Genomic DNA, 25,702 nt, shown 5'->3' on the forward strand with positions numbered 1-25,702 from the left:
CCCGCCGGGACCGAGCACCGAGGCGGGTGTCGGTGGGGCGCCGTAGACTCTTGTGGTGACAGTTCCCGGGATCGTCGGCGCCCTCGCGCGCTCAGAAACGTTCCGAGACGCAGCCGGGGCGGCCTCCGTCGACGGGGATTTCTCCCTCGTCGACGGCCTCGACGCCCCGCTGCTCGCGGCCCTGCTCGAGCGGCGCCGCGAAGCCGGAAAGCCCGCCGTGCTGCTGGCCGTCGCCCCCACCGGCCGCCGCGCCGAGGCGCTGGGTCCCGCGCTCGAGGCGTTGCTTCCCGGCGCGGAGGTGCGCCACTTCCCGGCGTGGGAGACCCTGCCGCACGAGCGCCTCAGCCCCAGTGCCGAGACGGTCGGACGCCGCCTCGCGGTGCTGCAGCGCATCGCGGAATGGGAGGGCACCGCGCCGTTGGTCGTGACCGCATCCGTGCGCGGTGCGATCCAGCCGATCGTTCCCGGACTCGGGGATGCGGGCACGATCCGCCTCAACGTCGGCGGACGCGGACATGACCTCGCAGCCATCGTCCTGCGCCTCGTCGAGTTCGCGTATCACCGCGTCGACATGGTCTCACGTCGCGGCGAGTTCGCGGTGCGCGGCGGCATCCTCGACGTCTTCCCGCCCGCCGCCGACCACCCCTATCGCGTGGAGTTCTTCGGCGACGAGGTCGACCAGATCCGCGCGTTCTCCGTCGCCGACCAGCGCTCGCTGCCCGGTGACATCGAGCGGATCGACCTGCTGCCCAGCCGTGAGCTGCTGCTCACCGACGAGGTGCGCGACCGGGCGCTCGGCCTCGCCGACGCGTTCCCGTCGCTTGCCGGCATGCTCACGAAGATGGCCGAGGGCATCCCGGTCGAGGGCATGGAGTCGCTCATCCCGGCGCTCGTCGACGGCCTCGTGACGATCGTGGACTACCTGCCGCGCGCCAGCGCCGTGGCCATCGTCGATCCGGTGCGCGCGGCGACCCGCGCGACGACCCTCGCCGAGACCAACCAGGAGTTCCTGGATGCGGCGTGGAGCGCCGCCGTCGCCGGCGCCGACACCCCGGTCGATCTCGGCTCGGGCGACTTCCTGTCGCTGCCCGAGCTGCACGAGGCAGCCCGTGCGCGCACCGACGTGTGGTGGGAGCTCTCCTCGTTCGATTCGGGTGCAGCGGATGCGGCCGCCGAAGGCCTGTCGGACGACGCCGGCGTCACGCGGATCGCCGCCGCATCCGTTCCGTCGTTCGCGGGCAGCGTCGAGGGCGCGATCGATCACGTCGCCCAGCTGCTCACCGAGCAGTGGGCGGTCGTCGTGACGGCGTCGGGTGTGGGTCTCGCCGATCGCGCCCGAGACGTGCTCGCCGAGCGGGGGATCGCCGCGCGACGGGTGGAGTCGCTGAGCGAGCCGCCCGAGCCGGGACTGGCCACGGTCGTCGTGAGCACGCTCGAACGCGGCTTCCAGGTGGCGGATGCGCGGCTCGCCGTGCTGACCGAGTCCGAGTTCTACGGCCGCACGATCGGCAGCGACACCCGCGCCGTCAAGAAGCTCGCCTCGCGTCGGCGTAACGTCGTCGACCCTCTGCAGCTCAAGCCCGGTGACTTCGTGGTGCATTCCACGCACGGCATCGGCAAGTTCGTCGAGCTCGTGCAGCGCGAGGTCTCCAGCGGCGGCCGCAACGCGGTCAAGAGCAAGCGCGAGTACCTCGTGCTCGAGTACGCCGCCTCCAAGCGCGGCCACCCGGGCGACAAGCTGTACGTGCCCACGGATCAGCTCGACCTGCTCTCGCGCTACGTCGGCGGCGAGGCGCCCGCGCTGTCGAAGATGGGCGGCAGCGACTGGGCCGCCGCAAAGAGCAAGGCCCGCCGCGCCGTTCGCGACATCGCGGTCGAGCTCGTGAAGCTCTACTCCGCGCGGATGGCGGCGAAGGGTCATGCGTTCGGGCCCGACACCCCCTGGCAGCGCGAGTTGGAGGAGGCGTTCCCGTTCGCCGAGACCCCCGACCAGCTGCAGACGATCGACGAGATCAAGGCCGACATGGAGCGGCCGATCCCGATGGACCGCCTGCTGTCGGGGGATGTGGGCTTCGGCAAGACCGAGGTCGCCGTGCGCGCAGCCTTCAAGGCGATCCAGGACGGCAAGCAGGTCGCGATGCTCGTGCCGACCACCCTGCTGGTCAAGCAGCACCTCGAGACCTTCTCGGAGCGTTTCGCGGGCTTCCCCGTCAAGGTGCGCGCGCTCTCGCGGTTCCAGACCGACAAGGAGGCGAAGGATGTGGTCGCCGGCCTCGCCGACGGCACCGTCGACATGGTCATCGGCACGCACCGCATCCTCACCGAAAAGGTCATCTTCAAAGACCTCGGCCTGATGATCATCGACGAGGAGCAGCGTTTCGGCGTCGAGCACAAGGACGCCCTGAAGAAGCTCAAGACCAACGTCGACATCCTCGCGATGAGCGCCACCCCCATTCCCCGCACGCTGGAGATGGCGGTCACCGGCATCCGCGAGATGTCGACGCTCGCGACCCCGCCCGAGGACCGGCATCCGATCCTGTCCTACGTCGGGCCGCGCAACGACAAGCAGATCGCCGCGGCGATCCGGCGCGAGCTGCTGCGCGAGGGACAGGTGTTCTTCGTGCACAACCGTGTCTCGTCGATCCAGCGGGTGGCGGCCGACCTCGCCGAGCTCGTGCCGGAAGCGCGCGTCGCCGTCGCCCACGGGCAGATGGGCGAGCACCAGCTCGAGCAGGTCGTCGACGACTTCTGGGAGCGCCGGGCCGACGTGCTCGTCTCGACCACGATCGTCGAGACGGGTCTCGACATCTCCAACGCGAACACGATCATCATCGACCGCGCCGACAAGTACGGCCTCAGCCAGCTGCACCAGCTGCGCGGCCGCGTCGGTCGCGGACGTGAGCGTGCCTACGCGTACTTCCTGTACGACGAGACCAAGCCGCTGAGCGAGACCGCGGCCGACCGGCTCGAGACGATCTCGGTCAACAACGACCTCGGTTCGGGCATGCAGGTGGCGCTCAAAGACCTCGAGCTGCGCGGCGCGGGCAACCTGCTCGGCGCCGAGCAGGCGGGCCACATCGCGGGCGTCGGCTTCGACCTGTACCTGCGTATGATCGGCGAGGCCGTGGCCACCTTCCGAGGCGAGGAGACCGAGGGGCAGACCGAGCTGCGGCTCGAGCTGCCCGTGCAGGCCCGCATTCCCGAGGACTACATCGACAGTGAGCGTCTGCGCCTGGAGGCGTACCAGAAGCTGTCCGCGGCGGCATCCGCGACAGCGAAGGACGACGCGATCGACCTCGTGATCGAGGAACTCACCGATCGGTACGGGCAGCCGCCGGCCGAGGTGGAGGGCCTCGTGGCCGTGGCCCGACTCCGCCGTCGTGCGGCGCGTTCGTCGCTCGCCGACGTCGTCGCGATGGGGCCGAACCTCCGCGTCGCACCCGCGCACCTGCCCGATTCGCTGCGCGTGCGGATGCAACGGCTGTACCCGAAGGCCAAGCTCGTCGCCTCCGGCGAGGCCCTTGTCGTGCCGCTGCCCACCGCCGGTGGCGAGCCGCTGGGCGATGCCGAGCTCATCGCCTGGACGAGCCAGCTCCTCGACGCGCTGTTCCCCGTTCCCGAGCCGGCGCCCGCGGCCTGAGGCACCTCGTGGGCAACGATCTGTTCGTGCGCATCCTGCTCGCCGTCGTGATGGTGGGCGCAGGCTGCCTCATGATCTGGATGGCGCGCGCCGCCGCATCCGGGCGCCTGAAGCGCAACCCGATCGCCGGTATCCGCACCTCGGTCACCATGGCGAGCCACGAGGCATGGCTCGCCGCCCACATCCGTGCGAAGCAGGCGACGCTCTGGGGTGGCGCCGCCGGCATCGTCAGCGGCCTAGGCGCGCTGCTGCCGGTGCCGTCGGCCGGGCTCGCGGCGATCGTGCTGGCCGGATGCGCGGCGATGCTGGGCTTCGTGCTCTACGGCGCGGCCGTCGGCAGCCGCGCGGCGGCGGCCGCTCGGACGCCCGACGCCTGACGTCAGATGACGCCCTGCGCCGCCATGGCGTGCGCGACGCGCTCGAAACCGGCGCTGTTGGCGCCGACGACGTAGTCGCCGGGGCGCCCGTAGCGCTCCGCGGCGTCGAACGCGGCGTCGTGCACGTCGCGCATGATCTGGCGCAGCTTCGCCTCGCTGTCGGCGAACGTCCAGCGCTGGCGCGAGGCGTTCTGGCTCATCTCCAGCGCGGAGGTGGCGACACCGCCCGCGTTGGCCGCCTTTCCGGGCGCGAAGAGCACACCGGCGCCGCGGAACGCGGCGATCGCGCCGGGGGTGGAGGGCATGTTCGCGCCCTCCACGACCGCGCGCACACCGTGGGCGATGAGGGTGCGGGCATCCGTCTCGTCGAGCTCGTTCTGCGTCGCACAGGGAAACGCCACATCCACGGGCACCTCCCACGGCCGCGCGTCCGGCACGAAGCGGGCGCTGGGCCGGCGGGCCGCGTACTCCGCGATCCGCGCACGCTCGGTCTCCTTCACCTGCCGCAGCAGACCCAGGTCGATGCCGGCGTCGTCGACGACGTAGCCGCTGGAGTCGGATGCGGTCACCGGCACCGCGCCGAGCTGCTGCGCCTTCGCGATGGCGTAGACGGCGACGTTGCCCGAGCCCGACACGCTCACGCGGCGTCCCTCGAGGCTCTCGCCGGCCACGCCGAGCATCGCTTCGGCGAAGAACACGGCGCCGTAGCCGGTGGCCTCGGTGCGCACCTCGGCGCCGCCCCACTGCACGCCCTTGCCGGTGAACATGCCCGACTCGTGGCGGTTGGTGATGCGGCGGTACTGGCCGAAGAGGTAGCCGATCTCGCGCGCGCCCACGCCGATGTCGCCGGCGGGAACGTCGGTGTGCTCGCCGAGGTGCCGGTAGAGCTCGTTCATGAACGACTGGCAGAAGCGCATGATCTCGGCATCCGATCGCCCGTGCGGGTCGAAGTCGCTGCCGCCTTTGGCGCCGCCGATGCCTTGGCCCGTGAGCGCGTTCTTGAAGATCTGCTCGAACCCGAGGAACTTCACGATCGAGGCGTTCACGGTCGGGTGGAAGCGCAGCCCGCCCTTGTACGGCCCGAGCACGGAGGAGAACTGGATGCGGAAGCCCCGGTTCACCCGCACGGTGCCGGCGTCGTCGACCCACGGCACGCGGAACATGATCTGCCGCTCGGGTTCGACGATGCGCTCGAGGATGCCGAGCTCGGCGAACGCGGGGTGGCGCTCGATGACGGGTGCCACCGAGTCGAGCACCTCGTGCACGGCCTGCTGGAACTCGGGCTCGTGGGGGTTGCGGGCGAGGACGGTGGCGAAGGTGGAGCGCACGGCTTCGGGCAGCGCGGCGAAGGTCTCGGTCAACGTGGTTCTCTCTGGCCGGGTATCGCGCGCGGCGCGATGTCCCAAATGGATGCGGACGCTCCCACCCTAGCGGCGCCGGACCTGTCGCCTGGACGCGCGCTCACAGCATCTCGTATGGACGTTTCGGCGGGTGGTGGTCATGAGTCAGTAAGACCCACACTGAGGAGCGATCACCATGCATCAGTACAACCCCGACCCGTCGACACCGTTCGCGAAGGCCGCCGCTGCCACCGCGGCACCTGTCACACCGCACGATGACGCGCTCACGGACGTGTTCGCGACAGCAGCCGCGCAGGCTGTCGAGCGCGCCGCGCGGCGACACCAGCGCCGACGGCTCGTGGCCGTCGTCTCCGTGCCGGCCGTTCTGCTGGTGAGCGGCGGGGCAGCCGCCTATGCGGCGGCGAATATCGACTGGTCGAGTTACTGGAACGACGCCACGACGACGGAGTGGGCGGAATGGGCGCAGGCGCCCGACGCGGTCGTCTCGTACACGCTTCCGAGCGGACGAACCTGCGAACTGCGGCTGGGTGAGTTCGCTTTCAGTCCGGCCGACAACCGTCCCGCTGATGTGCCCGCGGACACGCAGGTGGTGTCATCCGTCGTGGAGTTCGCGCGCTCATCACTCACGATCACCGACGCGGACGTGCAGAGGGTGATCGTCGAGAATCGCTCCGACGCGGATGCGGTCATCGATGAGAACGGCGATCAAGAGCCGTTCGGCTATGGGACCGAAAATTACGACGCAGATGTCGAGTACAACTTGGCGGTTCCGGAAGCCGTGCAAGATGCGTTCGAGGCGCACCTCGCCGCGGTGGGGGTTCCGTCAACCGGATTGATGTACCAGTCCCAGCAGCAGTGCTCGGAGGCGACGCCGTGACCCGGCGCGCCGATGCGGTCCGGGCGCGCTACATCGACCTGATCTCCGTGCTCGGGCCGGAGCTGCTGCGCTATTTCGAACGACGATCGCCCGACACGGCGGAGGACCTCGTGTCCGAGGTTCTCATCGTCGGCTGGCGGCGACGGGCACGTATCCCCGATGTGGACGAGCACGCGCGGATGTGGTTCTACGGCGTCGCCCGCAATGTGCTGCGCTCGCAGATGCGGTCTCGAGCGCGCCAGTACCGGGTACTCGACGCGCTGCGGGGTGTGTCGCGTCCATCGACGGCCGACGATGCGTCGGAGCATGTCGCACTGCGCGACGCGGTGGAGCGGCTCCCGCCGGATCTGCGGGAAGTCATCGAGTTGGCGCACTGGGAGGAACTGTCGCTGGTGGAGATCGGGCAGCTCTTGCACATTCCGGCCAGCACGGTGCGGGGCAGATACCAGCGTGCCCGCGAGCGTCTGGCTCAGGGGTTGGGCTCTTCTTCACCGAGTCCGTCGCCATCGATCAGACCTGGCGCCGCCGGGCAAATGGATGCGGACGCTCCCACCCTAGCGGCGCCGGACCTGTCGCCTGGACGCGCGCTGCCCTAGGGTGACGGCATGCGCTACGAGCACCTCGGCGCCGCGCCGTCGGTCCACCCGTCGGCCAGCGTCGCCCCCACTGCCGTGCTGAGCGGCGACGTCACGATCGGGGCGGGATGCCGCATCCTGCACGGCGCGATCCTCACCTCCGAGGGTGGACCGTTGACGCTCGGCGAGCACGTCATCGTCATGGAGAACGCCCTCGTGCGCGCAACGGCCGCCAACCCCGTGCACATCGGCGATCACACGCTGATCGGCCCCACGGCGAGCATCGCCGGGGCGACGATCGCCGAGGAGGTCTTCATCGCGACGGGGGCGCGCGTGTTCAACGGCGCGCGCATCGACCGCCGCAGCGAGGTGCGCATCGGCGCCACGGTGCACCTGCGCACCCACCTCGGTGAGGGCGCGGTCGTGCCGATCGGCTGGGTCGCCGTGGGGGATCCCGCGATCGTCGTCTCGCCCGACAAGCACGACGAGATCTGGGCGCGGCAGCAGGAGCTTGACTTCCCGGGCTACGTGTTCGGCCTCGACCGCGACACCCCCGACCTCATGGTGCAGCTCACGGAGCGCTACGGGCGCAGCCTCGCGCGCCACGACGACGACCGCCTTCTCGACTGAGGCGGCTCGGCCGCATCCGCCCGCCTGCGGTGGCGCCGCGCGCCGCCGGATGCGGCTCAGCCGGTGTTCTGCAGGCCTGCGGCAACGCCGGAGACCGACAGCAGCAGCAGACGCTGGTTGGCGGTGTCGGCGGGGGCGTCGGCCGGGGCGTCGCGGAGGGCCCGCAGCGCCCGCAGCTGCAGGAGCGACAGGGCGTCCACGTAGGGGCTGCGCAGCTTCACGGCGCGCTGCAGCACGGCCTTGTTGGCGAGCGGGGCGTCGCCGCCGACGATGCGCACCACCCAGTCACGGGTGAGCGACATCTCCTCCATCACGAGCTGGGCGAGGTCGTCGCGGTCGCCGAGGCTGAGGTACTCGCGGGCGATGCGGTCGTCGGCCTTCGCGAGGCTCATCGCGACGTTGTCGATCATCGCGCGGAACAGCGGCCACTCGGCGTAGGCGGTGCGCAGCAGCTGCTCGTCGCCCACGGTCTCCAGCGCCGTGCCGAGGCCGAACCAGCCGGCGAGGTTGATGCGCGCCTGCGACCACGCGAACACCCACGGGATGGCGCGGAGGTCTTCGAGCGACTCGACCGACAGCCCGCGGCGGGCGGGACGCGAGCCGAGGGCGAGGAGTCCCACCTCCTCCATCGGGGTGACGGTGGCGAACCACGGCGCGAAGCCGGGCGCCTTCACGAGCGAGTAGAACCGCTCGCGAGACGAGTTCTCGAGCACCTGGGCGATCTCGGCGAACATCTCGGCGCCGCGGCGGTTGCGCGCCTCGTTCGACGGCGCCGACGCCATGAGGATGGCGGCGGCCACCTGGTCGATGTGCCGCATGGCGATCTGCGGGTCGCCGTAGCGGGCGAAGATGACCTCGCCCTGCTCGGTGAGCTTGAAGCGGCCGTCGACCGAGTGCGGCGGCTGGGCGAGGATCGCGCTGTTGGCAGGTCCGCCGCCGCGTCCGAGGGCACCGCCGCGGCCGTGGAAGAGCGTGAGCTCGATGTTGCTGGCCTGCGCCCATGCGGCGATCTGGGCCTGCGCCTCGTAGAGGGCGAGGTTCGCCGCGACCGGTCCGACATCCTTCGAGGAGTCGGAGTAGCCGAGCATGACCTCGAGGCGGCGACCCGTGGCCTCCAGCCGCGCGGCGAACTCGGGGTGCTCCGCGATCTCGGCCAGGATGCCGGGGGCCGCCTGGAGGTCGGCGAACGTCTCGAACAGGGGGATCACGTCGAGCACGGGAGCCGCGCCGTCGGCGCCCACGGCGTACCGCGCGAGGCGGTGCACATTGGCGAGGTCTTCGGCGGACTGCGTGAACGAGACGATGTAGCGGCCCGCGGCACGCGGTCCGAAGCGCTCCTGGATGTAGGCGATCGCGCGGAAGACCTCGAGCACCTCTTCGGTCTGCTCGCTGCGCTCGCCGCCGGCCTCGAGCTCCGCGAGGACCTTCTTGTGCACGGCGGAGTGCTGGCGCACCTCGAGCTCGGCGAGGTGGAAGCCGTACGTCTCGACCTGCCACACGAGCTGCTGCAGGGCGCCGTAGGCCTGGCGGGCGGCGCCCGCATCCGCGAGCGACTGCTGCACGGTGCGCAGGTCCGCGAGCAGGTGCTCGGGGTCGCGGTAGGCGAGGTCGGCGTTGCGGGTGCGGGTCGCGGCGATGCGCCGGGCGACCATCAGCAGGATGCGGCGGTGCGGCTCGTTGGGGGAGCGCTTCGCGATCTCGGCCGCGGCCTCCTCGTCGGCGCTGCGCAGGCGATTCCAGAGGGCGACGAGCGCGTCGCTCGGGGGAGTGGATGTGGCGTCGAGGGTCAGCGTGCGCCCGATCCGCAGCGCGGTGCGCTCCAGGCCCAGCAGCACGTGCTCGCTCGCGATGCCGGCGGCCTTGCGCGTGACCTTCGCGGTGACGAAGGGGTTGCCGTCGCGGTCGCCGCCGACCCAGGTGCCCACGCGCACGAAGGGGCGCACGAGCGGGGGACGGTTGCCGGCGCCCTCGCCGAGCGCGTCGTCCACGCGGCGGTACACGCGGGGGACGGTCGTGAAGAGGGTGTCGTCGAAGACGGCCATGATCGCGCGCACCTCATCGGTGGGCGACGGCTTCTCGGCGCGCAGCGGCGCGGTGCGCCAGAGGGTGTCGATCTCCTCCAGCATCCGACGGCGTGCGCGGCGCTGGTCGACGCCGCCCTCGGTGAGCGAGTCGTACTCGTCGAGCAGCTCGGACAGGCGACGAATGCCGGTCGAAATCGCACGGCGGCGCGCCTCGGTCGGGTGGGCGGTGAAGACGGGGTGGAACCGCAGCGACTGCAGGCGCTCGAGTGCCACGTCGTCGCCGACCTCGGACGCGAGCTGGCGCAGGGCGGAGCGGATGGAGTCGGTGCGGCCCTCGGGCTCCGGCTGGCCGTCGCGCTCGCGCAGCACCCGCACGCGCTGGTGCTCCTCGGCGAGGTTCACGAGGTGGAAGTAGACGGTGAAGGCTCGGGCGACCTCGTCGGCACGCTCGATCGTGAACGAGTCGGCGATCTCGGCGGCGCGCTCGAAGGCCTCGTCGCTCGGGTCGGTGTAGGCCTGGATGGTCGCGACGCGGAAGCGTTCGACGTCTTCGTACAGACCCGCCGAACCGCTCTCCTGCAGCACCTGTCCGAGCAGCGAGCCGAGCACGCGCACGTCCGCGCGCATCTGATCGGGGATCTCCTGCCCTGCCTCGTGGCGTCCGACGACGCGAATGGCCTCGGTGGGGGTGGGTTCGAGCATGGGAACAACGGTACTGGGAGCCGGAGACCACTCATGACACGCGCGGCGCCTCGTTACGATGGGCACCCGAGTGGCGGCGGGTCCGGTCGCCTCGTCGTTCGCGACGAACGTCCTTCTTCCCCCGGAGTCCCATGCATCTGCTTCGTTCCGAGCGCTTTCCCGCCGTCGTCCTGCTGATCGCGGCGGGGCTCGGACTCTTCCTGGCCAACTCGCCGCTCGCGCCGGGTGTGGTCGCGGTCAAGGAAGCGCACGTCGGCATCCCGGGGCTGCTCGATCTCTCGGTCTCGCACTGGATCCAGGACGGCCTGCTCGCCGTGTTCTTCTTCGTTGCGGCCATCGAGCTCTGGCACGAGCTCACCGAGGGCCAGCTGAGCTCGCTGCGTAAGGCGGTGCAGCCCGCAATCGCCGCCGCGGGCGGCGTGATCACCCCGATCGTCGTGTTCGCGCTCATCGCGATGGGCACCTCGTCGGGTTCCGGGTGGCCCATCCCCACGGCGACGGACATCGCTTTCGCCCTCGGGGTGCTCGCCGTGTTCGGTCGGGGGCTTCCGCCGGGCGTGCGGGCGTTCCTGCTGGCGCTCGCGATCCTCGACGACATCGTGGGCATCGTGTTCATCGCCGTGCTCTTCACCGACGGCGTCGATCTCTTCCTCCTGCTCGCCGCCCTCGTGGGCGTCATCCTGTTCTCGCTGCTGAGTCGCCGGCTCACCCACCGCAACCGGGTGCCGCTGGGCATCGTGCTGGTGCTGCTGGGCATCCTCGTGTGGGTGCTCGTGTACCTCTCGGGCGTGCACGCCACGATCGCGGGCGTCGCGCTGGGGCTCGCGATGGCGTCGAAGCCTGCGGCCCGCGTGCGGGCGGGCCTGGAACCGTGGGTGAACGGGCTGGTGCTGCCGCTGTTCGCGCTCTCGGCCGCATCCGTCGCCATTCCCGCGGTCGGGCTGAACGAGCTGCAGCCGGTGTTCTGGGGCGTGCTGATCGCCCTTCCGGTCGGCAAGCTCCTGGGTATCACCGTGTTCGGCTGGCTCTCGCAGCGGCTGGAAGATCCGGAGGAGCGTCTGCGGTTCGCCGATCTCCTCGCCGCGGGCGCGCTCGGCGGCATCGGGTTCACCGTGTCGCTGCTGCTGTCTGAGCTCGCGTTCGCCGACGACGCGATGCTGCGCGACGAGGCGACGTTGGGCGTGCTCGGTGGGTCGTTGGTCTCCCTCGTGGTCGCCGCGGTGCTCGTAGCATGGCGGGCACGGCACTACCGACGCGAGGAGCGCAGGGTATGAACGATGCGGATGCGGCCTCCGACGGTCTCCGGCGCGCGGCCGAGGTGATGCACGAGGTGCGCGAGAGATGCGTCTGGTCGCGGCAGATCGATCACGCCGCCCTCGTGCCCTACCTCGTGGAGGAGAGCGCCGAGGTGATCGATGCGGTCGAGAACGGCGACCGCGCTGAGCTGCGCGAGGAGTTGGGCGATCTGCTGTGGCAGGTGCTGTTCCACGCCGAGATCGCCTCGCGCGATACCGAGGACCCGTTCGACATCGACGACGTCGCCGGCGATCTCGCCGACAAGATGGTGCGCCGGCATCCGCACGTGTTCGCGGGTGAGACGGCGACGACGCCCGAAGAGGTGCTCGTGCACTGGAACGCGGCGAAGGCGGCGGAGAAGCGCGAGCGACGCAGCGTGCTCGACGGGATCCCCGCGGCGATGCCGGCGCTCGCCCGCGCGCAGAAGGTCGTCGGGCGTGCGCCCGGCGCCGCCATCCCGGCGCGTCCGCTCGAGATCACGTCGGAGGAGCAGCTGGGTGACGCCCTGCTCGCGCTCGTGGCCCGGGCGAAGGCCGAGGGCTGGGATGCGGAGCGGGCCCTTCGCACCCGCACGCGTGTGCTCGAGGAGGGTGTGCGTCGGGCCGAGGCCGGTTTGGGATGATGGTCTGGTGCCAGCAGTGAACCCCCCGCGCGGCATGCGCGACTTCCTCCCCGCCGACAAGGCCCGCCGCGAGCGCGTGCTCGCCGTCATCCGCGACCGCTATCGCGCGCACGGCTTCGACGAGATCGAGACGCCGGTCATGGAGGACTACGACCGTCTCCACGCCGGCATGGGCGGCGACAACGAGAAGCTCGCGTTCAACGTGCTCAAGCGCGCGCTCTCGCCCGAGGCGATCGCGGCGGCCGCCGATGACCCCGCAGCCCTCAGCGACCTGGGCCTTCGGTTCGACCTCACCGTGCCGCTGGCGCGGTTCTACGCCTCGCACCGCGCCGAGCTTCCCGGCGTCTTCCGCTCCGTGCAGATCGCGCCCGTCTGGCGCGCGGAGCGCCCGCAGAAGGGGCGCTACCGCCAGTTCGTGCAGTGCGACATCGACATCATCGGCGACGCCGGAGCGCGCGCCGAGGCGGAGCTCATCGTCGCGACCCTCGACACGCTCGACGCCCTCGGCCTCGTCGGCGCGAGCGTGCGCATCAACGACCGTCGCGCGCTCGACGGGATGCTGGAGGTCTTCGGCTTCGAGGCGTCCGAGCGTGCGGGCGTGCTCATCACGATCGACAAGCTCGACAAGATCGGCCCGGAAGGTGTCGAGGCCGAGTTGCGCGAGCGCGGGGCGACCGCATCCGCCGTCGACGCGTTCGCGGCGTTCCTCGGGCGCACCGTGGCGGAGCACACCGCGTTCGGCGAGGACCACATCCGCGCGCAGCTGCCCGACGGCGTCGCCGACGAGGTCGTCGCTCACCTCGTGGGCATCGGCGAGGCGGTCAGCGCCGCGGTCGGTCTCGACGAGGTGCCGCTCGTGTTCGACCCGTTCCTCGTGCGCGGCATGGGCTACTACACGGGCACGATCTTCGAGCTCGCGCACCCCTCCGTGCCTTACTCGCTGGGTGGTGGCGGACGCTACGACGGCATGATCGGCCGCTTCCTCGGTCAGGACGTGCCGGCGGTCGGCTTCTCGATCGGCTTCGAGCGCATCGTCGACCTCGTCTCGGCGGGGGAGGATGCGGGACTCGACGCGGTCGTGCTCGTGCACGACCGCGACGTGCCGGTCGCCCAGCTCGTCGCGATGAAGTCCGCGCTCGTGACGGCGGGTTCGCGCGTGCGGCTCGAGCAGCGCACCAAGAACCTGAAGGCACTGCTGGAGCGCGCGGCCGCCGACGGGTACACCGCGTTCGCGACGGTCGCCGCGGGCGACGATCCGTCCCAGCTCGAGCTCAAGCCGCTCGCGTAGCGTCGCGGCGGCCGAACACGAGCCGCAGCGCCACGCCGAGGGCGAGCACGCCCGCCCCGGCGAGGGCCGCCTGCCACGGCAGCGTCACGGCGAGCACTGCGCAGCCGGCAGCCCCGAGGGCGGCGAGGGCACGCGGGAAGCGGCGGTGCGCCGCATCCTGTCGCAGGGCCGCGAGGTTCGCGACGAGGTAGTAGACGAGCACGCCGAGGGAGGAGAACCCGATCGCGCCGCGCAGGTCGACGAGGGCGACCGCGACCATGACGATCGCCCCGACGGTGATCTCGGCGCGGTAGGGCGTGTGCCGCGACGGGTGCACGGCGGCGAAGAAGCCGGGCAGGTCGCCGCCGCGCGACATCGCGAACGAGGTGCGCCCGATGCCGGCGATGAGGGCGAGGAGCGCGCCGAGGGATGCGGCGGCCGCACCCACGCGCACGACCGGCTGCGCCCACTCCCAGCCCGCGGCCGAGACGAGTTCGGCCAGCGGTGCGGATGCGGCCGCCAGTCGTTGGGGGCCGAGCACGAGCAGGCACAGCACGGCGAGCACCGCGTACACCGTGAGCGCGCCCGCGAAGGCGCCGAGGATCGCGCGGGGGATCGTGCGGGCGGGGTCGCGCACCTCCTCGCCCATCGTGGCGATGCGGGCGTAGCCGGCGAAGGCGAAGAAGATGAGCCCGGCCGACTGCAGCACCCCGTACGGGCTGACGTCGCCGCCGGTCCAGCCGGCGCCGTCCGGCAGCGACACCGCACCCGCGGCCACGACGACGGCGAGGCACATGAGCACGATCGCGACCAGGATGCGGGTGAGCCGGGCCGTGCGGGTGACGCCGAGCAGGTTCACGACCGTGAGCGCCGCGACCGCCGCGACGGCCACGGGCCGCTCGAACCCGGCCGGCGCGGCGTAGGCCGCGAAGGTCATCGCCATGGCGGCGCAGCTCGCGAGCTTGCCGATCACGAACCCCCAGCCCGCGACGAATCCCGCCCACGGGCCGAGTTCCGCGCGGCCGTACGCCCACGCGCCTCCGGCGACCGGGTGGGCGGCGGCGAGCTGCGCCGTGGAGGTGGCGTTCGCGAACGCGACGACCGCCGCGATCGCGAGGCCCACGAGCAGGCCCGCGCCGGCCGCCTGCGCGGCGGGGGCGAAGACGGCGAACACTCCGGCGCCGATCATCGAGCCCAGGCCGATCGCCACGGCGTCGCCGAGTCCGAGGCGTCGCTGGAGGGTGGGGCCGGTCACGTCGGGCACCCTACTGCAGCGGTGTGAACCGCCGGGGAGCCGATCGGTCACCCAGCCGTCACGACCCGTTCACCGTGAGGGGTTCGGATGGGGGCGTGGCCCGCATCCGATTCCCCGCGCGCACGGTCGCGGCGACCGCCGGCGTGGTCGCGTTCGCGCTCGCCGCTGCCCGGGAGGTGCTGCGCCGCCAGGCCGCGCACGCCCGTCGGCAGATCGGCAAGCCGCTCGGCGAGCAGGCGCCCTCGGCCGACCGCGTGTGGCGTGCCGGCTATGACGGCACCCCGATCGAGCTGCTCGTGCTGGGGGATTCGATCGCCGCGGGCCTCGGCGCCGAGCGGCGCAAGGACACGCTGGGCGCGCGTCTCGCCCGCGCGCTCGCCCGGCGGACGCAACGCCCCGTGCGCCTGCGCACCGCGGCCGTGGTGGGCTCCGAGTCCGCCGCGCTCGCGGCCCAGCTCGATGCCCTGCCCGCTGACTATCGCGCGGACGTCGCCGTGATCGTGGTCGGCGGCAACGACGTGACGCACCGCATCCCGGTCGCGCGCTCCGCGGCATCGCTCGAGGAAGCGATCGAGCGCCTGCGCCATGGGGGCACCGAGGTCGTCGTCGGCACCTGCCCGGACCTCGGCGCCCTGCGACCGGTGCCGCAGCCGCTGCGCTCCCTCGGCTCGCGGCTGTCGCGCCAGCTCGCCCAGGCGCAGGCGCGCACGGCGACGGCCGCCGGAGCATGGACCGTGTCGTTGCGGCGCGTCGTGGGGCCGTTCTTCATCTCGAACCCCGACGAGATGTTCAGCCTCGACCGGTTCCACCCGAGCGCCGTCGGCTACCGTCGCACCGCCGACGCGCTGCTGCCGTCGGTGCTCGCGGCGCTCGGCGACGACGTGCGTCTGCCGCCCGGGCACCAGGCTCCTGACACGCGGGACCCGCTCGCCGGCAGGGGTTGACCTCGTCGCGCGCGCCCCGATTGGCTGGCCGCATGAGCGACACGAACCCGGCACCGACGCCGGACGGCTGGCGGGCCATCGACGCGTACTTGACCGACGCGCTGGTCGAGAACGACGAGGCCTTGGAGCAAGCCCGCGCTGCGCAGGATGCGGCGGGCCTTCCCGCCATCGAGGTCGTGCCGCTGACCGGCAAGCTGCTGCACCTGCTGGCGCGGATGGTCGGCGCGCGCCGGGTGCTCGAGATCGGCACCCTCGGCGGCTACTCCACGATCTGGCTCGCGCGCGCCGTGGGGGAGCAGGGGCGGGTGACGACGATCGAGGCCGAACCGCGCAACGCCGCGGTGGCACGGCGGAGCATCGACCACGCGGATGTGGGCGAACGGGTCGAGATCCGGCAGGGGAGGGCGGCGGATGTGCTGCCGCAGCTGGAGGGACCCTTCGATCTCGTCTTCATCGACGCCGACAAGGAGTCCAACACGATCTACCTCGACTGGGCCGCGCGTCTCGGTCGCGAGGGGACCGTCGTCGTGGTCGACAACGTCGTGCGTGCCGGGCGCATCGTCGATCCGGAGAACCATGAGAGCCAGGTCGAGGGCGTGCGGCGCTCGCTGGCGATGCTCGCGGACGACGACCGGTTCGACGCGACGGCCGTGCAGACCCTCGATGCGAAGGGCTGGGACGGCTTCGCGGTGGCGCTCATCACGCATCCGGGGCTTTCTTCCGGTGGGTCTCGCGCCGAGCGTCACTAGACTCGGAAGCGGACCGATGTCGCTCCGAGATCACACCCCCAAACTCAAGGAGTCCCCTGTGGCACTTATCGAGGCTGTAGGCGCGCGCGAAATCCTCGACTCGCGCGGTAACCCGACCGTCGAAGTGGAGGTGCTCCTCGATGACGGTGTCGTGCAGCGTGCGGCAGTGCCCTCCGGCGCATCCACCGGCGCGTTCGAGGCGTACGAGCTGCGCGACGGCGACAAGAGCCGTTACGGCGGCAAGGGCGTGCTGAAGGCCGTCAACGCCGTCATCGACGAGCTCGGCCCGGCGATCGAGGGTGTCGAGGCGAGCGAGCAGCGCGTCATCGACCAGATCCTCATCGAGACCGACGGCACCGAGAACAAGTCGCGCACGGGCGCGAACGCGATCCTCGGCGTGAGCCTGGCCGTCGCCAAGGCCGCCGCCGACTCGGCCGACCTTCCGCTGTTCCGCTACCTCGGCGGCCCGAACGCGCACCTGCTGCCCGTTCCGCTGTTCAACGTCATCAACGGTGGCGAGCACGCCGACAACGGCATCGACTTCCAGGAGTTCTTCCTCGCGCCCATCGGCGCCGAGACCTACGCCGAGTCGCTGCGCTGGGGCACCGAGGTCTACCACGTCCTCAAGGGCGAGCTGAAGGCCGCCGGCTACAACACGGGCCTCGGCGACGAGGGCGGCTTCGCCCCTGACCTCCCCAGCAACCGCGAGGGTCTCGACTTCCTGCTCAAGGCCATCGAGAAGGCGGGCTTCACGCCCGGCTCCGACATCGCCGTGGGCCTCGACGTCGCCGCGACCGAGTTCTACAAGGACGGCGTGTACACCGTCGAGGGCAAGCCGTGGAGCCCCGCGCAGCTCGTCGACTACTTCGCCGACCTGGTCGCCAACTACCCGATCGTCACGATCGAGGACGCCCTCGCCGAGGACGACTGGGACAACTGGAAGGCGCTCACCGACGCCATCGGCACCAAGGTGCAGCTCGTCGGCGACGACCTGTTCGTCACCAACCCGAAGCGCCTGCAGCAGGGCATCGACCTCGGTGTCGCCAACGCGCTGCTGGTGAAGTTCAACCAGATCGGTTCGCTCACCGAGACGCTGGATGCGGTGGCTCTGGCCACCAGCAACGGCTACCGCTCGATGTGGTCGCACCGCTCGGGTGAGACCGAGGACACCACGATCGCCGACCTCGCCGTCGCCACGAACGCGGGTCAGATCAAGACCGGTGCGCCCGCTCGCAGCGAGCGCGTCGCGAAGTACAATCAGCTTCTGCGCATCGAAGAGGAACTGGGCGAGGCGGCTGTGTTCGCCGGCCGTGCCGCGTTCCCGCGCTTCAAGGGCTGAGTGACGACCGAACGTCACTGAACGAGAGGAGGAGCCGTGGCAGCACGAACGGCTCCTCCTTCTCGTTCCCGGCGTTCTTCGGATGCGCCCCGCCGCCGCGTCGACGTGCGCGACTGGCTCGGCGGCATCCGCCTCTCCGGCTTCATGATCATCATGCTCGGCCTGGTCGTGCTGGGCGTGCTCGTGCTGGTGCCGACCGTGGGCACCTACCTCGACCAGCAGCAGCGGATCGCCGCGCTCAAGAACTCGGTGCAGCTCACCGAGTCGCAGATCGCCGACCTGCAGGCGCAGAGCGAGCGCTGGGACGACCCGGCGTACATCACGACGCAGGCGCGTGAGCGGCTGTACTACATGAACCCGGGCGAGATCGCCTACATCGTCGACAACGACCTGACGGCGGCGCAGCAGCCGCGCGAACAGGATGCGGTCAGCGACGAGGTGCAGCAGACGCGCACCGACTGGATGGCCCAGCTCGTGGGGTCCGTCGTGACCGCCGGTGCCGCCAAGACCGCGATCGCCGACCCCACGGCTCCCGCGGACGGCGAGACGCCCGCCACTCCCGCACCCTGAACCGGGCCTCCCAGACGGGTCACGGTAACCTGGGAGGGTGAGTTCTGCGCCTTTCCCCCCGGTCACCGACGCCGAGCTCGCGGTGCTCCGCTCCCAGCTGGGGCGCCCGGCGCGCGATGTCGTGGGGATCGCCGCGCGCTGCGTGTGCGGTAACCCGACCGTGGTCGCCACCGCACCGCGACTGGCTGACGGCACGCCGTTTCCCACCTTCTACTACCTCACGCATCCCGCCGCGACCGCGGCGATGTCGACGCTCGAGGCCGAGCATGTGATGCCCGAGTTCGCCGCGATGCTGGAGGACGAAGACACCGCTGCTGCGTATCAGGCGGCGCACGAGGCGTATCTGGCCGACCGCGAGAGCTTCGGCGAGGTGCCCGAGATCGCCGGCATCTCCGCGGGCGGTATGCCCACCCGCGTGAAGTGCCTGCACGCCCTCGCCGGCCACGCCCTGGCGGCCGGGCCCGGCGTCAACCCGATCGGCGACGCGGCGCTCGAGCGCAGCACCTGGTCGCCGACTCGCTGCGTGTGCGCCGACCCCGGTGCGGCGCTCGCCGAGGGCACCCCGGGGTGAGAGCGCTCGCCCTGCGGATCGCTGCCGCTCTGGTTCTCGTCGCGCTGACGGCGGGTGTCGCGCCCGCCGCCTACGCGCAGACGACGCCCGCGCCGGTGCCGCAGGAGAGCCCGGGCGTCGACCCGATGCGCGCGCAGGAGTACTGGCTCGACGCGTACGGCATCCGCAAGGCGTGGGACACCACGCGCGGCAAGGGCGTGAAGATCGCGATCATCGACACGGGCATCGGCAAGGCGCCCGAGTTCGACGGCGCGGTCGTCGGCGGAACGGATGTGTCGGGTCTCGGCACGGCGGACGGTCGCACGCCCGTGGGGGCGGTCGACGCGAACCACGGCAGCTGGGTGGCGTCGCTCGCCGCATCCCGTGGACTGCCGAACGAGACGGGCATGGTCGGCGTCGCGCCGGACGCCTCGCTGCTGTCGGTGTCGGTGGGGTTCGGCACGAGCTCTCCGGTGCCGTTCTCGGAGCAGATCGCCAACGCGATGCGGTGGTCGGTCGACAACGGCGCGAAGGTCATCAACCTGTCGTTCACGACGAACACCCTCGACTGGGATCCGAGCTGGGACGACGCGTTCCAGTACGCGTTCGAGCACGACGTGGTCGTGATCGTGGCGGCGGGTAACCGTGGTTCGGGCACGGCGCGCGTGGGTGCGCCGGCGACCATCCCCGGCGTGCTGCCGGTCGCGGGCGTCGACCCGCAGGGCAAGGCGAGCGTGGAGGCGTCGACGCAGGGCATCACGCTGGGTGTCTCGGCTCCGAGCGAGCAGCTGCTCGGTGTCTCGGCCGACGGCCAGGTGGTCGTGTGGAAGGGCACGAGCGGTGCGGCGCCGATCGTGGCGGGCATCGCCGCGCTCGTGCGGGCGGCGCATCCGGAGCTCGATGCGGCGAACGTGATCGAGCGGCTGATCGCGACGGCGAAGGCGCCCGCCGGGGTGGGGTCGCTGCCGGACGACCAGTACGGGTATGGCCTTGTGGATGCGGCGGCGGCGGTGTCCGCATCCGTTCCGCAGGTGTCGGCGAACCCGATGGGCGACCTGTCGGAGTGGATCCGTGTGCACCGCCGGGCGGAGGAGTCTCCGGCGCCGTTGCCGACGGTGGGGGAGGTGTCGGTGCCGCCGCTGCCGCCCGCTGAGGCGGGTTCGCGTCCGGCGTCTCCGCTGCTGCCCAGCATGGATACGCTTTTGTACGGATCGATACCGTTATTGGTGTTCTCGGTGGCCGCTATACTGATAGCGCTCGGCGTCAGTGCTGCTGTCCGTCGCATCCGATTGGCGCGTGTCGAACGCGCGCGCAGCCGTTGAATCGTCTAGGAGTTCGTTCCACCGTGACAAGCACCGTGCCCAGGATCCTCATTGTCGGCGGCGGCTACGCCGGCTTCTACACCGCCTGGAAGCTTGAGAAGCATCTGCGCAAGGGCGAAGCCGAGGTCACCATGGTCGACCCGCTTCCCTACATGACGTACCAGCCGTTCCTGCCCGAGGTCGCCGCGGGCGAGATCGAGCCGCGGCACGCGGTGGTGGGTCACCGTCGTCACCTCAAGCGCACGCGTGTCGTGGCCGCGAAGGTGACCGGCATCGACCACGCGAACAAGGTCGCCACGATCACGCCCGAGCTGGGTGAGCCGTGGCAGGAGGAGTACGACCAGATCGTCGTGACCGCTGGTGCCGTCTCGCGCACGTTCCCGATTCCGGGCATCGCCGAGAACGCGATCGGTCTGAAGACGATCGAGGAGGCCGTCGCGATCCGCGACCGCCTGATCAAGAACTTCGAGCTGGCGTCGAACCTGCCCGCCGGCCCCGAGCGCGACCGCCTGCTGAGCGTCGTCGTCGTCGGCGGTGGCTTCGCGGGTATCGAGGTGTTCGCCGAGCTGCGCGCCCTGGCATCGTCGCTCGTGAAGGACTACCCGACGCTCACGTTCGACGACACGCACTTCCACCTCATCGAGGCGATGGGGCGCATCATGCCCGAGGTGTCGCAGAAGACGAGCGAGTGGGTGCTGAAGAGCCTCGCCGAGCGCGGTGCGTTCGTGCACCTCGACACGCAGGTCAAGGGCGCCGTCGACGGCAACGTCGAGCTCTCGACCGGTGAGGTCATCCCCACCGACCTGATCGTGTGGACCGCCGGTGTCATGGCCAACCCCACCGTCGTGCGCGGGGGAGACCTGCCCGTCGAGGAGCGCGGCCGTATCCGTGCGCGCGCCGACCTCCGCGTGGGTACGCCGGAGGAGATCGTCGAGGGGGCGTGGGCTGCCGGTGACGTCGCTGCTGTTCCCGACCTGTCGGGTGGCGGCGTGGGCGGCTACTGCGTGCCGAACGCGCAGCACGCCGTGCGTCAGGCCAAGCTCATGGCCAAGAACATCACCGCCGTGATCCGTGGCGAGCTGCCGCGCGAGTACGTGCACAAGAACCTCGGCGCCGTCGCGGGCCTGGGTCTGTACAACGGTGTGTTCCAGTCGGGCAAGTTCGCGATGAAGGGCTTCTTCGCCTGGCTCGCGCACCGCGGCTACCACGGCCTGGCGATGCCGTCGTGGGAGCGCAAGTGGCGCGTGATCGGCGACTGGCTGCACAACTTCTTCCTGGGTCGTGACAACGTCACGCTCATCACGGTGCAGAACCCGCGCGAGACGTTCGAGGCGTTCGCCGCGCGTCCGCGTCCGGCGGCTGCCGAGGCTCCGGCCGAGAAGCCCGCCACCCCTCCGATCGACCCGAAGAGCGTCGCGAAGGATGAGGGCGAGGCCGCTGTGGCTCCCGCCGAGAAGGACAAGAAGGTCGCCGCGAAGGGCTGACCCTCTCTCGCTTGAACGATGCCCCCGTCGCTTCGGTGACGGGGGCATCGTCATGCGTGGCCAGTGCCCGGCGGCGCGCTAGCGTGGAGACGGGCCCCCATAGCCCAATGGCAGAGGCAGGCGACTTAAAATCGCTTCAGTCTGGGTTCGAGTCCCAGTGGGGGCACCGTGTGACATTGAGGTGCCTGATGGCGGGTGTGACTTCGTCCTTCGTCGGGACGAGTTTGCGTAGGCAACGCGTTGTGTTCCGCGCTCCGGTATGTCCTAATCAGCAGCGTCAAGAAATCCCATCTCGATCGCCGCTTCGACAAGGGGCGTTGCAACGCTCTCTCCGGCCGCTGCTTGTACTGTCTGAACCAGTTTCTGCACCCGATACCTCACCATGAGATCAGAGTTTGTCGTGCTTCGCACACGGTCTGCGAAGAAGGTAACGAGTGAATCACCATAGGTGACGAACACGCCCTTCGGAAACTCTTGATTAAGAAACCGGGGCCCCAGGCCGATCCGCTGACCGCTGAAGAGCATGGCGGCGGAGGGGATGAATTCACCAACGGCAGGGACAACATCTGCCCATCGCGCAAGCTCCTCGTTGGATGCGAGTCGCGGCTGTCCTCTGAGGCGGCGTTCCAGATGTCTGCCGAGCCACCGGCGCCACACCTCAGCGCCGTCGACGCCGTCTTCACGGAGGAATCGGGCTACTGCATCAGCGAAGCCGACGGCATGTGAGCCGTTTGAGGCGAGCACTGTCTGGTCGAGCAGGCGCCTCCGATCGGTGCTCGTGACCCCCGCGTACGACACCACGGATGTCACAAACCTGAGGAATACGTGATGCAGCGTCCGTTCTGGCAGTTGGTCGAGGCGGCCGAGTTCGGCGACGATGCTGTCGAACAGGCCGGCTGCGAGGATCCGGTCATTCCACCTCGGATGGTGCAGGAACGGGTTCCACCCAAAGGCGTGTCGCTGTGGGTCGTCGAAGAGCGGAAGCAGGTGCGCCGCCGCGAAGTCGGCGTCCGCCGCGAAGTGGAAGAACAGCTCTCCAGCAATCGCGGGCTGAGTAGCATCTAGCGCATCCTTGTTACCGTTCAGCAGCGCGACGAGCGCCTCCGACTCCTCGTCGCTGAGTCCCAACCACTCCTCGCGCGAGTGGCGCCAGCGACGATCGACCTCACTGTTCCAGTACTGGGCCACGAACCCCGGCCACGAGTTTAGATACAGAGGCGCGAACGACAGGGGAGTCGAATCTTCCCGGTGCGTGAAGCCTGTGCCCTGCTCACGCCAAAGTGATCGCGCCAGCTCGCGCATGGATGCGATCACCGGGGACTCATTTTCGTCAATCTGCTGTCGAATCTGATCAAGCAGGAAACGCCCGATCGCATAGGCGGAGTCTTTGTCCGGCAGCAGTGCAGTGAGGCGCTGGACAGCTCCGAGTCCCGAACCTCCGAGGTCGGCTTTTCCCCAGCCTTCGGCAATCGCACGCCATAGGCCGATCTGCCTTTCGTCAAGATCGTTGCGACCGAGGACGGCGTCCCAAAGCTGTATGCCAAGGTCCGGGCGTCGCTCAGCGGCCTGCTGCACGAGCCTGAGGGCATCTTGCCAGTCGGGCTGATCGAAGTGGCGTTCGGAGAAGTCGTGGGACAGCAGGTCATCGAGTGCAGCGCTCACGTTCTGATCGAGTGCCTGAACGAATTCCTCGATGTCCATCGGCGGCGTCCCGCCCCAGGAGCCACTCGTCATCCAGCCGTCGAAGTCTGGGTGCTCTCGCGCCGCGAAGTCGGGATTCTCTGACTGGGCGGCGTCGAACGCGGTTTGAGCCTCTGCCCAGTCGGGGGCGGCCTTCGTTAGCCATGCGAGCAAGTTGTACTTCGCGTACGCGAAGTGGCGGTCGCGACCGCGAATCTCTTCGGGGTAGTCCGGCCCAGCAGCAGCTGCGTCCAAGACCCGCTGCTTGAGCGACGGCGCCGCTCTACCGACCGCGGCGGCGAGTATCTGATACGTCTCGTGCTTCAGGTCGTCCGCATATAGACCGGTGCGATCGAGGAGCCACGAGAGCTTGTCATCCGCAGCCCGCGCTGGGTCGACGGCCATCAGATGCAGGGCCAGCCGTTGCATGAGTGCTCGGCCGAGGCTCCACCATCGATCCGGAAGGTCCGGCCAAACGGGCAGCGCCTTGATCCCGTATTCCCGGAGGCCGTCGATGACCGCATCGAGCGGCTCCCGGAATTCGTCCTGGGCATGTGGCTCGATCGCAGATCGGTGATGCGCGAGCGGGTCCCAGCCTCGCTCACCGTGATAGACGTCGAGCAGGTCGTACGCCGCGACGATGGCATCCTCCAAGGCGCCGCCGAGGGAGCGATCTCCGGCGTCGGACTCCTGCACGACGAGCAGGACGTGCTGGGTCAGCGCGTACTCCTCCTGGTTCCAGGTGACCTTCGCATCGGGACGGATCGTGCGTTTCGCGGAATCGTCGAGGAACCAGCGCCGCTCCAGCTTGAGGAACGGCCGCAGCGCTGCCCGAAGCACCGCGATGCTCGGTGCAGCCGAATCGGGCAGGAACGGCATAAGGAAGTCCGTTCCGAGTGGAGCTGACTGTCCATAGATCGAGGTGGCGAGGAGCGCTTGCCACCGTTCTCCGGCAGCCGCGTCCTGCTTGCTCAGGTCGGTGGCGACCCAGATGGCGGTCCGGTAGAGCGAGGGCGTCGCCGACTGCCCGAGCCGTTGCATGGTCTGGAGAGCTGCGCCGTTCAGCGTCGTCGACTCGATGAACGTCCGTGCGAACCAGTTGCCTAGGATCGCTGTCGCGTCCGGCACGTCCGGCGGCGAGAAGAGGGCTTTGAACTCAGGGAAATCCTCCAGCCAGGTGAGCCATTCGAGTTTGGCTTCGTCGGAAAGTGATTCGGTCGCCATCGCGAAGTCGCGGGCGCCATCTGCAATCCGGAGACGAGCATGGAGGTAGTCGCGGTCAGGCAGCGGCAGTGTGGTCCCGCCGCCAATGATCGCTTGCACGCGCGAGCGGTGGTCGGTCTGCCCCATTTTGGAGCGGTCGGCCCACGCGGTAAGGGCCGCCACGAGCGCCTGGTGGTCGCGCCCGACCACCGGGTAGGCGATCGGCTGAATCCCCAGGTAGCCCCACTTGCTGTTCGTCGGATCGCTCGTAATCGCGAACCGTTTGGAGGCAGTGGCCTTGCCGCTCGACGGCAGCCCAAGCGCGAGGTACCGCATGATCACGTCGTCGTGACTGTAGCCGATGAACACCACGGTAAATCGATCGAACATGGGGAGCAGGAACCGTGCTGCCCACGCATCGGTGATGTACGCGTGGCCGAAGTCCCGGTCGGTGAGGATCATCTCCTCCTTCGGGCGCCGTACTGAGCCATGCAGGTGGACGAGCCCAGCGAAGTCACGCCCGAGGGGCAACGCCGGGGCGTACCAGGTATCTGGAGCCGTGATCGACCCACCGCTGGCAGCAGAAGCAAGGTGATCGTCGTAGTTGGTGGTCACCACGCGGAACGCTCTTCCGATTCCCGCGAGGTCGACAATCGCACTGTGGAGAGGATTGAATCTCGACTTCGGATCGGAAATCAGGGCGTGCGCGTGGGCATGCGCGTCAAATCCCTGAGGCAGCGACTCCAGCTGCCCAATGAAAAAGTCCAGTCCACCGCGCTTCGAGAACGGGTGCGACGCCAGCCGCGCCAGCTTCTTCGCGAGGCCGTCAAATAGGGGAAGGTTCGAAGGCTTACCGAGCGAGGCCCCCGCACCCACGAAGAATACGAGCTCGCCGCGCTCATGAGCGTCGAGGATCTCGTCAGGTAGCTCGACCTCGCCGGTAATCCACATCAGGCCGCCACTGACACTTTGATGTTCGGCTTATTTAGCGAGCTGTCACGCAGCCGCAAACGTACACAATGAGGCGCGGCCACCAGCCAGACGATGAGACCCCACGGAAGCGTTGCCGCACCCAGAATGAGGGCCACGATCAAGGTGAGCCAACCCCAGCGGAACGCACTGCCCGCTGCGTTGAGTTGCTCGACAACATCGTCGCGACCCGACGGAATGATCTCCGACACTGTTGCACCGGTGACGTCCTCCATCACCACGTCGTTCGACGGTTGTGCAAGGGG

General features: G+C 70.0%; 20 protein-coding genes and 1 tRNA gene. 16 read left to right on the top strand and 5 right to left on the bottom strand.

Going from position 1 to position 25,702, the window contains the following annotated elements; all coding sequences use genetic code 11:
* Positions 1-55: 55 nt before the first annotated feature.
* Together mfd and SK224_RS06115 are read left to right on the top strand one after the other, a co-directional pair.
* A complete protein-coding gene (gene mfd, locus SK224_RS06110) occupies positions 56-3,640 on the top strand; it encodes a transcription-repair coupling factor (RefSeq protein ID WP_320433881.1) in 3,585 nt (1,194 codons plus the stop codon).
* An 8-nt stretch (positions 3,641-3,648) separates the two neighbouring features.
* Positions 3,649-4,017, top strand: coding sequence for an SdpI family protein (locus SK224_RS06115; RefSeq protein ID WP_320433882.1), 369 nt, complete (start codon positions 3,649-3,651; stop codon positions 4,015-4,017).
* A 2-nt stretch (positions 4,018-4,019) separates the two neighbouring features.
* Here the strand turns inward: SK224_RS06115 and gdhA are convergent, their stop codons facing one another.
* The gene (gene gdhA, locus SK224_RS06120; RefSeq protein WP_320433883.1) at positions 4,020-5,378 is read right to left on the bottom strand and encodes an NADP-specific glutamate dehydrogenase; all 1,359 of its coding nucleotides are present in this window, start codon (positions 5,376-5,378) and stop codon (positions 4,020-4,022) included.
* A gap of 175 nt (positions 5,379-5,553) precedes the next feature.
* Between gdhA and SK224_RS06125 the strand changes: the two genes are divergently transcribed.
* Genes SK224_RS06125 through SK224_RS06135 form a run of 3 tightly spaced genes read left to right on the top strand, consistent with a single transcriptional unit; the run spans position 5,554 to position 7,460 of the window.
* Entirely contained in the window at positions 5,554-6,255 is a 702-nt protein-coding gene (locus SK224_RS06125) for a hypothetical protein (RefSeq protein ID WP_320433884.1), read from the top strand.
* Complete coding sequence (locus SK224_RS06130) at positions 6,252-6,851, top strand: sigma-70 family RNA polymerase sigma factor (RefSeq protein ID WP_320433885.1); 600 nt, start codon at positions 6,252-6,254, stop codon at positions 6,849-6,851. Before SK224_RS06125 ends, SK224_RS06130 begins: the two co-directional genes overlap by 4 nt.
* Before the next feature lie 9 nt (positions 6,852-6,860).
* The gene (locus SK224_RS06135) at positions 6,861-7,460 is read left to right on the top strand and encodes a gamma carbonic anhydrase family protein (RefSeq protein WP_320433886.1); all 600 of its coding nucleotides are present in this window, start codon (positions 6,861-6,863) and stop codon (positions 7,458-7,460) included.
* 56 nt (positions 7,461-7,516) lie between these two features.
* Here SK224_RS06135 and SK224_RS06140 read toward each other — a convergent pair whose 3' ends face one another.
* Complete coding sequence (locus tag SK224_RS06140) at positions 7,517-10,186, bottom strand: phosphoenolpyruvate carboxylase (protein ID WP_320433887.1); 2,670 nt, start codon at positions 10,184-10,186, stop codon at positions 7,517-7,519.
* Positions 10,187-10,317: 131 nt separating this feature from the next.
* Between SK224_RS06140 and SK224_RS06145 the strand changes: the two genes are divergently transcribed.
* Genes SK224_RS06145 through hisS form a run of 3 tightly spaced genes read left to right on the top strand, consistent with a single transcriptional unit; the run spans position 10,318 to position 13,392 of the window.
* Positions 10,318-11,460: a Na+/H+ antiporter NhaA gene (locus SK224_RS06145; protein ID WP_320433888.1), complete on the top strand. Its 1,143-nt coding sequence runs from the start codon at positions 10,318-10,320 to the stop codon at positions 11,458-11,460.
* On the top strand, positions 11,457-12,104 hold the full coding sequence (locus SK224_RS06150; RefSeq protein WP_320433889.1) for a MazG family protein: 648 nt from the start codon (positions 11,457-11,459) through the stop codon (positions 12,102-12,104). Before SK224_RS06145 ends, SK224_RS06150 begins: the two co-directional genes overlap by 4 nt.
* Before the next feature lie 34 nt (positions 12,105-12,138).
* Positions 12,139-13,392, top strand: coding sequence for a histidine--tRNA ligase (gene hisS / locus SK224_RS06155; RefSeq protein ID WP_320434722.1), 1,254 nt, complete (start codon positions 12,139-12,141; stop codon positions 13,390-13,392).
* Here the strand turns inward: hisS and SK224_RS06160 are convergent.
* Positions 13,376-14,626 carry an APC family permease gene (locus SK224_RS06160; RefSeq protein WP_320433890.1) on the bottom strand — a complete coding sequence of 417 codons (1,251 nt, stop codon included), beginning with the start codon at positions 14,624-14,626 and terminating at the stop codon, positions 13,376-13,378. The genes hisS and SK224_RS06160 overlap by 17 nt on opposite strands.
* A 95-nt stretch (positions 14,627-14,721) precedes the next feature.
* Between SK224_RS06160 and SK224_RS06165 the strand changes: the two genes are divergently transcribed.
* The 8 genes from SK224_RS06165 to SK224_RS06200 all read left to right on the top strand — a co-directional run bounded on the left by SK224_RS06165 (position 14,722) and on the right by SK224_RS06200 (position 21,750).
* Positions 14,722-15,570 carry an SGNH/GDSL hydrolase family protein gene (locus tag SK224_RS06165; RefSeq protein WP_413816762.1) on the top strand — a complete coding sequence of 283 codons (849 nt, stop codon included), beginning with the start codon at positions 14,722-14,724 and terminating at the stop codon, positions 15,568-15,570.
* A gap of 32 nt (positions 15,571-15,602) precedes the next feature.
* Positions 15,603-16,319, top strand: coding sequence for an O-methyltransferase (locus SK224_RS06170; RefSeq protein ID WP_320433891.1), 717 nt, complete (start codon positions 15,603-15,605; stop codon positions 16,317-16,319).
* Between the two features lie 58 nt (positions 16,320-16,377).
* Entirely contained in the window at positions 16,378-17,658 is a 1,281-nt protein-coding gene (gene eno, locus SK224_RS06175) for a phosphopyruvate hydratase (RefSeq protein WP_137417506.1), read from the top strand.
* Between the two features lie 36 nt (positions 17,659-17,694).
* On the top strand, positions 17,695-18,228 hold the full coding sequence (locus SK224_RS06180) for a septum formation initiator family protein (RefSeq protein WP_320433892.1): 534 nt from the start codon (positions 17,695-17,697) through the stop codon (positions 18,226-18,228).
* Between the two features lie 37 nt (positions 18,229-18,265).
* Complete coding sequence (locus SK224_RS06185; protein ID WP_309736153.1) at positions 18,266-18,799, top strand: DUF501 domain-containing protein; 534 nt, start codon at positions 18,266-18,268, stop codon at positions 18,797-18,799.
* Positions 18,796-20,100 carry a S8 family peptidase gene (locus SK224_RS06190; RefSeq protein ID WP_320433893.1) on the top strand — a complete coding sequence of 435 codons (1,305 nt, stop codon included), beginning with the start codon at positions 18,796-18,798 and terminating at the stop codon, positions 20,098-20,100. The genes SK224_RS06185 and SK224_RS06190 overlap by 4 nt, the downstream gene beginning before the upstream one ends.
* 35 nt (positions 20,101-20,135) lie before the next feature.
* On the top strand, positions 20,136-21,584 hold the full coding sequence (locus SK224_RS06195; protein WP_320433894.1) for an NAD(P)/FAD-dependent oxidoreductase: 1,449 nt from the start codon (positions 20,136-20,138) through the stop codon (positions 21,582-21,584).
* Positions 21,585-21,677: 93 nt separating this feature from the next.
* A tRNA-Leu gene (locus SK224_RS06200) sits at positions 21,678-21,750 on the top strand.
* Positions 21,751-21,848: 98 nt separating this feature from the next.
* Here SK224_RS06200 and SK224_RS06205 read toward each other — a convergent pair.
* Both SK224_RS06205 and SK224_RS06210 read right to left on the bottom strand, forming a co-directional pair.
* Complete coding sequence (locus SK224_RS06205; RefSeq protein ID WP_320433895.1) at positions 21,849-25,418, bottom strand: SIR2 family protein; 3,570 nt, start codon at positions 25,416-25,418, stop codon at positions 21,849-21,851.
* Complete coding sequence (locus SK224_RS06210; RefSeq protein ID WP_320433896.1) at positions 25,418-25,672, bottom strand: hypothetical protein; 255 nt, start codon at positions 25,670-25,672, stop codon at positions 25,418-25,420. The genes SK224_RS06205 and SK224_RS06210 overlap by 1 nt, the downstream gene beginning before the upstream one ends.
* Positions 25,673-25,702: the final 30 nt, after the last annotated feature.

The organism is Microbacterium sp. BG28, assembly GCF_034044005.1.
Classification (GTDB): Bacteria; Actinomycetota; Actinomycetes; order Actinomycetales; family Microbacteriaceae; genus Microbacterium.